5 protein-coding genes are annotated in these 4,650 nt (G+C 74.8%); 3 read left to right on the plus strand and 2 right to left on the minus strand.

Annotation, left to right across the window (positions count from 1 at the left end; translation table 11 throughout):
• Positions 1 to 44: 44 nt before the first annotated feature.
• Positions 45 to 476 carry a helix-turn-helix domain-containing protein gene (locus tag RWM17_RS12430; RefSeq protein WP_314104115.1) on the minus strand — a complete coding sequence of 144 codons (432 nt, stop codon included), beginning with the start codon at positions 474 to 476 and terminating at the stop codon, positions 45 to 47.
• Between the two features lie 92 nt (positions 477 to 568).
• Between RWM17_RS12430 and RWM17_RS12435 the strand changes: the two genes are divergently transcribed.
• Positions 569 to 1,219, plus strand: coding sequence for an NAD(P)H-binding protein (locus tag RWM17_RS12435; RefSeq protein ID WP_314104117.1), 651 nt, complete (start codon positions 569 to 571; stop codon positions 1,217 to 1,219).
• A gap of 353 nt (positions 1,220 to 1,572) precedes the next feature.
• On the opposite strand, the gene RWM17_RS12440 is transcribed toward RWM17_RS12435, so the two are convergent.
• Positions 1,573 to 2,448 (minus strand): SDR family NAD(P)-dependent oxidoreductase, encoded by an 876-nt coding sequence (locus RWM17_RS12440; protein WP_314104119.1) that lies wholly within the window; start codon positions 2,446 to 2,448, stop codon positions 1,573 to 1,575.
• Positions 2,449 to 2,759: 311 nt separating this feature from the next.
• Between RWM17_RS12440 and RWM17_RS12445 the strand changes: the two genes are divergently transcribed.
• Positions 2,760 to 3,761: an NAD-dependent epimerase/dehydratase family protein gene (locus RWM17_RS12445; RefSeq protein WP_314104122.1), complete on the plus strand. Its 1,002-nt coding sequence runs from the start codon at positions 2,760 to 2,762 to the stop codon at positions 3,759 to 3,761.
• Positions 3,762 to 3,866: 105 nt separating this feature from the next.
• Entirely contained in the window at positions 3,867 to 4,532 is a 666-nt protein-coding gene (locus RWM17_RS12450) for an SDR family NAD(P)-dependent oxidoreductase (protein ID WP_314104125.1), read from the plus strand.
• Positions 4,533 to 4,650: the final 118 nt, after the last annotated feature.

The raw sequence follows: 4,650 nt of genomic DNA on the forward strand, positions 1-4,650 counted from the left end.
GCCGGGGCCGGGGCCGCCGGGCCGCCGGCCGCCGGCCGCCTGCGTCAGCCCTCCGCGCCTCCGCCGGCCCTCTCGTCGTACTCGGCCCAGGCGCCGGAGACCTGACCGAAGTGCGCGATCGACCACTCCTCGAGGGCGCGCAGCGGTGTCCGCAGCGTCTCGCCCGCCTCCGTCAGCTCGTAGACGACGCGCGGCGGGACCTCGGCGAAGACCGTCCGGGTGACGAGCCCGTCGCGCTCGAGCCCCCGGAGGGTCTGCGTCAGCATCTTCTGCGAGATGCCCTCGACGCGCCTCCGGATGTCGGAGAAGCGCAGCGGACCCGCGCCGAGGGAGCCGACGACGAGCACCGTCCAGCGGTCGCCGATCCGGTCGAGCAGGCGGCGCGACGGGCAGCCCGCGGCGTACGGGTCGAGCGGGGGCGGACCGCCCGCAGGAGGAGCGGGAGCGACCGCCGGGGCAGCGTTCGAACTGGTCATGGTTACCAAAAAGTGCCTACTTCCCATCAGTGACCAATGGACCTAGCGTAGCCGCGGAGCCCCACGGACAGAAGAACCAGAAGGAGAACGCCATGACTCGCATCACCGTCGTCGGAGGGACCGGCTACGCCGGCAGCGCGATCGTCGCCGAGGCCGCGCGCCGCGGACACGAGGTCGTCTCGGTCAGCCGCAGCGTGCCCGCCGAGGAGGCCCGCGTCGCGGGTGTCCGCTACGAGACCGGGTCGCTCGTCGACGCCGACGTGCGCGCCCGCGCCGTGGCCGACGCCCAGGTCGTCGTCTCGAGCCTCTCGCCCCGCGGCGAGCTCGACGGACGCATCGTCGAGGTCGACCGCGAGCTCGCGGCCCTCGCCGAGCAGCGCGGCGCCCGCTTCGTCGTCGTCGGCGGCTACAGCTCGCTGCGCCTCGAGGAGGGCGGGCCGCGCCAGGCCGAGACCGGCCAGATCCCGCCGGAGTACGCCGGCGAGGCGCTGCAGATGAACGAGGTGCTGAGCGAGCTGCTCGCCAGCGCCGAGTCGCTGGACTTCACGTTCGTGTCGCCCGCGATGCAGTTCGGCGCGTACGCCCCCGGTGAGGCGCTGGGCCGCTACCGCGTCGGCGGCGAGGTCGCGTTCACCGACGAGGACGGCGCCTCCGCCGTCAGCGGAGCGGACTTCGCGCTGGCGATCGTCGACGAGATCGAGACGCCGGCGCACCGGCGCGAGCACATCTCCGTCGCGTACTGACGCGCCGCGCGCCCTGCCGAGCCCGACGCACCGCGTCGACCTCGTCGACGACGTGCGGACCCGAGGGACGGGGGAGGCGCGGGTCAGGATCACCTGACCCGCGCCTCCCCCGCTGTGCCTGTCCCTGCTCGCCCCGCGGCGCCTGCCCCTGCTCGCCCCGCTGTGCCTGCCCCTGCTCGCCTGACCCGCACCTCCTCGGCACGGGCGTCGTTCCGCACGACTCAGGAACCCGTGGCGGCGACGTCCTGATCCGTGCACGACTCAGGACCAGCACTCCCCCCGCCGCACGACGCAGGACGCAGGACCGATCTTCCTGAATGAGGAGGAACACCGAGCAGCGCGGCGCGCGGCGCTCAGGCGAGCGGGTCGGACGGGATGCCGAGCAGGTCGGCACTCCGCTCCCACAGGTCGCGCATCAGGTCGCGGTCGCCGGCCTGCGCCGCGACGCGGCCCGGCGCACGGAGCCGGTCGAAGTAGTTGCCGCTCGGCGCGGGCACCGTCGGCGCCGCCGCGAGCCGCACCAGGGGCTCGGCGCCCTGCTCGGTCGACACGGCCGCGCGCTTGGCGAAGGTGGCGACGGGGCCGTTCCCGCCGAAGCCCGAGGCGACGAAGCCGGGGTGGAACGCGAACGCGTCGACTCCCGTGCTGCCGAGACGGCGGGCGAGCTCGCGCGTGAACAGGATGTTGAGCAGCTTCGAGGTGCCGTAGGCGCGGAACCCGCCGAACCAGCGCTCGTGGTCGCCGTCGAGGTCGGCCAGGTCGACCCGGCCGAAGAGGTTGCCGGCGCTCGAGGTCTGGATGACGCGGACGGTGCCCGGCGCGTGGTCGGCCGCGGTCTCGACCATGCGCGGCAGCAGCAGCGAGGTCAGCAGGAACGGCGCCAGGTGGTTGCCCTGGAACGTCAGCTCGAAGCCGTCGGAGGTGCGCTGACGCTCCGCGATCGTGGCCCCGGCGTTGTTGGCGAGCACGTGGATGCGGGGCAGGTCGGCCAGGAGCTGGTCGGCGAGCGAGCGCACCGAGGCGAGGTCGGCGAAGTCGGCGAGGTAGGCGGTGCCGCCGACCTCGTCGGCGACCGCGCGGGTGCGGTCCGGGTTGCGGCCGACGACGGCGACGCTGGCGCCGAGCTCCGACAGGGCACGGGCGGCCTCGCGGCCGATCCCGGAGCTCGCTCCGGTGACGACGACGGCGCGGTCGTCGAGGCGGCCAGGGGCAGGGAGGGTGACGGACATGTCCTCGACGGTAGACCGTGACCGCCTGGGGGCGTCGTGCACGATCCCCGCGTCCGCTCGTCCGGGTGCCGACCGGGCCCTGACCGGGATGCGGACGGGCACGGGTCGGAGCGCGTACCGTCCACCGGGTCGAAGGCGTCACCATGCGTCTTCACCGGCCGGTGTTGCTCCGCTCCCCTGCCCGTGAAGCTCAGATGCGGACAACATCGACCCGGGCACGGCCACCTGCGTGGTGGCCGTGCCCTCTCTCTGCCCGTCCGCTGTGCGGTCCCCGCGGCTCGTGAACCCGTGGATCCGGCAGACTGGCCCGCATGCGCAAGGTGCTGGTGCTCGGCGGGACGGGGTGGCTCGGCCACGAGATCGCGCGGCAGGCGGTGGCCGACGGAGCCGACGTCACCTGCCTCGCCCGGGGCAGCGCAGGAGGCGCCCCCGAGGGAGCCGCGCTGGTCCGGTCAGACCGCACCCGCCCCGGCGCCTACGACGCGGTGGCCCGCGTCGACCGCGAATGGGACGAGGTCGTCGAGCTCGCGACGCCGCCCGACCTCGTCGAGGGCGCGCTCGACGCCCTGGCCGCACGCGCCCGCCACTGGACCCTCGTCTCGTCCGTCAGCGTCCACTCCCGCGACGACGAGCCGGGCGCCGACGAGTCCGCCGAGCTCGTCGCGGTCGGCGAGCGCCCCGACGACGCCGCTCCCGATCTCTACGCGCAGCAGAAGGCCTGGGCGGAACGCACCTCCGCCGCCCGGCTGGGCGACCGCCTCCTCGTCGTGCGGCCCTCGCTCGTCGTGGGTCCCGGCGACCCGAGCGACCGGTTCGGCCACTGGCCCGCGCGGATGCTGCGCGGCGGCCGCGTGCTCGTGCCCACGACCGAGGGACGCTGGGCGCAGGTGATCGACGTGGCCGACCTCGCAGCGTGGGTGGTGCGGGCGGGCCGTGAGCGCCTCCTCGGCCCGGTCATCGCTGCCGCAGAGCCGGTGCCCCTGGCCGAGGTCCTCGAGGAGGCGCGGCTCGCGGCCGGCACCGACCCCGAGCTCGTGCCGGTCGACGACGCCTGGTTGCTCGAGCACGACGTGCGGTGGTGGGCGGGCCCCCGGTCGCTGCCGTTGTGGCTGCCGCTCGAGGCGTCCGGCTTCGCGCGGCGCAGCACGGCGGCGTTCCGTGCCGCCGGCGGCACGACGCGCCCCCTCGCCGAGACGATACGACGCGTGCGCGACGACGAGGTGACGCGCGGGGTCGGCCGTCCCCGCCGAGCCGGCCTCACCCCCGACGAGGAGGCGGCGCTGCTGCGCGAGCTCGCGACTCAGGATCTTTAGGCCACTTTGTTGCATTTGACTAAAACGGGACTGCCGCGGCTGCGGCGCCCGAGCGTTCCCTGGCAGGGCGCGTCACGCCTCCTCGGGCCTCCGTAGGGTCGGGCCATGACCACACTAGCCATCATCGGCGCCGGCCAGGGCCTCGGCCTGGCCGTCGCCCGCCGCTTCGCCCGCGAGGGCCTCAGCATCGCGCTGATCGCCCGAGACCAGGCCAGGGTCGACGAGCTCGCCGCGACCCTCGTCGCCGAGGGCCACACGGCCGCCGGCTTCGTCGCCGACGTGCGCGACCGCCCCTCGCTCGTCTCCGCGCTCGAGCAGGCCGCCTCCCGCCTCGGGCCGATCGAGGTGCTGCAGTACAGCCCCCTCCCCGCCAAGGAGTTCATGCGTCCCGTGCTCGAGACGGTCGCCGACGACCTCGTCGGCCCGGTCGAGTTCTCGATCTACGGCCCGGCGACGGCGGCCCACCAGGTGATCCCCGGGATGCGCAGCCTCGGCGGGGGCACGCTCCTCTTCGTCAACGGCGCGAGCGCGGTGCGTCCGCGTGACGGCGTCACCGGGACGGCCGTCGCCTTCGCCGGCGAGAGCGCCTACGCCGAGCTGCTGCACGGCGCGCTGGCGTCCGAGGGCATCCACGTCGGTCAGCTGATCATCCCGCTCGGCATCGGCGGCGGCGACCCGGCCCACGAGCCGGACGTGCTCGCAGACACCCTGTGGACGATGCACGCAGAGAAGGGCGACTTCCGCGTCTACGCGGCGCCGCTGCCCGACTGACGCCGACCCCGGCCCTGGACGCAGGAGGCGCGGTGCCCGTCGGGCGCCGCGCCTCCCCCCGTCACCCCGCCCCACGAACCGCGTTCCGAACGATGAACCGCGTTCTTTCGCGGTTCAT

This window comes from uncultured Frigoribacterium sp. (assembly GCF_963515265.1).
Taxonomy (GTDB): domain Bacteria; phylum Actinomycetota; class Actinomycetes; order Actinomycetales; family Microbacteriaceae; genus Frigoribacterium.